Source organism: Schaalia georgiae DSM 6843 (assembly GCF_000429245.1).
GTDB lineage: Bacteria > Actinomycetota > Actinomycetes > Actinomycetales > Actinomycetaceae > Pauljensenia > Pauljensenia georgiae.
Genome location: NZ_AUBM01000023.1, coordinates 1 through 2079, shown reverse-complemented (window position 1 = coordinate 2079; position 2079 = coordinate 1). Strand labels below are relative to the sequence as shown.

Genomic DNA, 2079 nt, shown 5'->3' with positions numbered 1-2079 from the left:
GGGGATGACGTCAAATCATCATGCCCCTTATGTCTTGGGCTTCACGCATGCTACAATGGCTGGTACAGAGGGTTGCGATGCCGTGAGGCGGGGCGAATCCCTTAAAGCCGGTCTCAGTTCGGATTGGGGTCTGCAACTCGACCCCATGAAGGTGGAGTCGCTAGTAATCGCAGATCAGCAACGCTGCGGTGAATACGTTCTCGGGCCTTGTACACACCGCCCGTCACGTCACGAAAGTTGGTAACGCCCGAAGCCCATGGCCCAACCGGTTCGCGCTGGGGGGAGTGGTCGAAGGTGGGATTGGCGATTGGGACGAAGTCGTAACAAGGTAGCCGTACCGGAAGGTGCGGCTGGATCACCTCCTTTCTAGGGAGCCCTGTGGTTGTGGTGCCGCGTCGCGCCGGCCCGTTCTTGTGTCCTTCTCTGCTTGTTGGTGGGGGGGCGTGGGGTGGGTGTGGTGCGGTGCTTGGGGGCGTGTTGGTTCTGCTGGGTTTTCTGGTGGGGCGCGTCCTCGTTCTTGGGGTTGGGCATGGGGGCTTTGCAGGTGCTGTGGGCGGGCGGGCGCGCTGTCGGGTTCACTCTCAACACCCTGACCCCCCTTCTTTGTTGTGTGGGGGTTGTGTTGGGTTCTGGCTCTTCTGCCGGGGCTCCCCCTCTTTTTGGTGGGGGTTGCTGGTGGTTGTGGTGGGTTGTTTGTGATTTGTATAGTGGTTGCGAGCATCTTTGTTGTCTGCGCGCGCCCCCTGTTGTTTCTCGTGCCCCGTGGTGCGGGTGTGGGGGGCGCGGTGGCCCGGTGGCCTGCTGCTGCTGTTGTTGTGGTGGTGGGCTGGTCGGGCGTGTTTTTTGTTGTGTGGTTTTGTGGGGCATTCGGTGGATGCCTTGGCACCAAGAGCTGATGAAGGACGTTGCGGCCTGCGATATGCCCCGGGGAGTTGGCGAGCGAGCTTTGATCCGGGGGTGTCCGAATGGGGGAACCCGGCCCGGGTTGTGCTGGGCCACCATCATCTGAACGTGTATAGGGTGGTGGGGGGAACGCGGGGAAGTGAAACATCTCAGTACCCGTAGGAAGAGATATTCCGTCAGTAGTGGCGAGCGAAAGCGGATGATGGCTAAACCTTGTGCGTGTGATAGGCGGCGGCCGTTGCGCATGGGGTGTTGTGGGGCTGGCCCGTTTCCCCTCTGCCGGGGGGTGGTTCTGTGTTGTCGTGGGAGTCGAACACCCTGGGATGGGTGACCGTAGTGCGTGATAGTCGTGTAGGCGGTTCCGCGGTGGCGTGGTTCGGGGTCGGTGCCCGAGTAGTGCGGGGCTCGTGGAATCCCGTGTGAATCTGCCAAGACCACTTGGTAAGCCTGAATACTCCTTGGTGACCGATAGCGTATAGTACCGTGAGGGAATGGTGAAAAGTACCCCGGGAGGGGAGTGAAATAGTACCTGAAACCGTGTGCCTTTAAGCCGTCAGAGCCCTGTGGGGTGATGGCGTGCCTTTTGAAGAATGAGCCTGCGAGTTAGTGGCGTGTGGCGTGCTTAACCCGTGTGGGGTATGCGTAGCGAAAGCGAGTCTGAAACATGGCGTTTGTCGCGCGTCCTAGACCCGAAGCGGGGTGATCTACCCATGGTCAGGTTGAAGCAGGGGTAAGACCTTGTGGAGGACCGAACCCACCAGGGTTGAAAACCTGGGGGATGAACTGTGGGTAGGGGTGAAAGGCCAATCAAACTCCGTGATAGCTGGTTCTCCCCGAAATGCATTTAGGTGCAGCGTCGTGTGGTTCCTGGTGGAGGTAGAGCTACTGGATGGCCGATGGGCCCTGTGGGTTACTGACGTCAGCCAAACTCCGAATGCCATCAGGGTTGAGCGCGGCAGTGAGACCGCGGGGGATAAGCTCCGTGGTCGAGAGGGAAACAGCCCAGATCGCCGGCTAAGGCCCCTAAGCGTGCGCTAAGTGGGAAAGGATGTGGAGTCGCGGTGACAACCAGGAGGTTGGCTTAGAAGCAGCCATCCTTGAAAGAGTGCGTAATAGCTCACTGGTCAAGTGGTTCTGCGCCGACAATGTAGCGGGGCTCAAGCGCACCGCCGAAGC

2 rRNA genes are annotated in these 2079 nt (G+C 59.9%); both read left to right on the top strand.

Annotated elements, in window-relative coordinates:
• Window positions 1-366 (top strand): 16S ribosomal RNA (locus G447_RS0108560); the annotation flags it as partial.
• Between the two features lie 481 nt (window positions 367-847).
• Window positions 848-2079: ribosomal RNA gene (locus tag G447_RS0108555) — 23S ribosomal RNA — on the top strand; the annotation flags it as partial.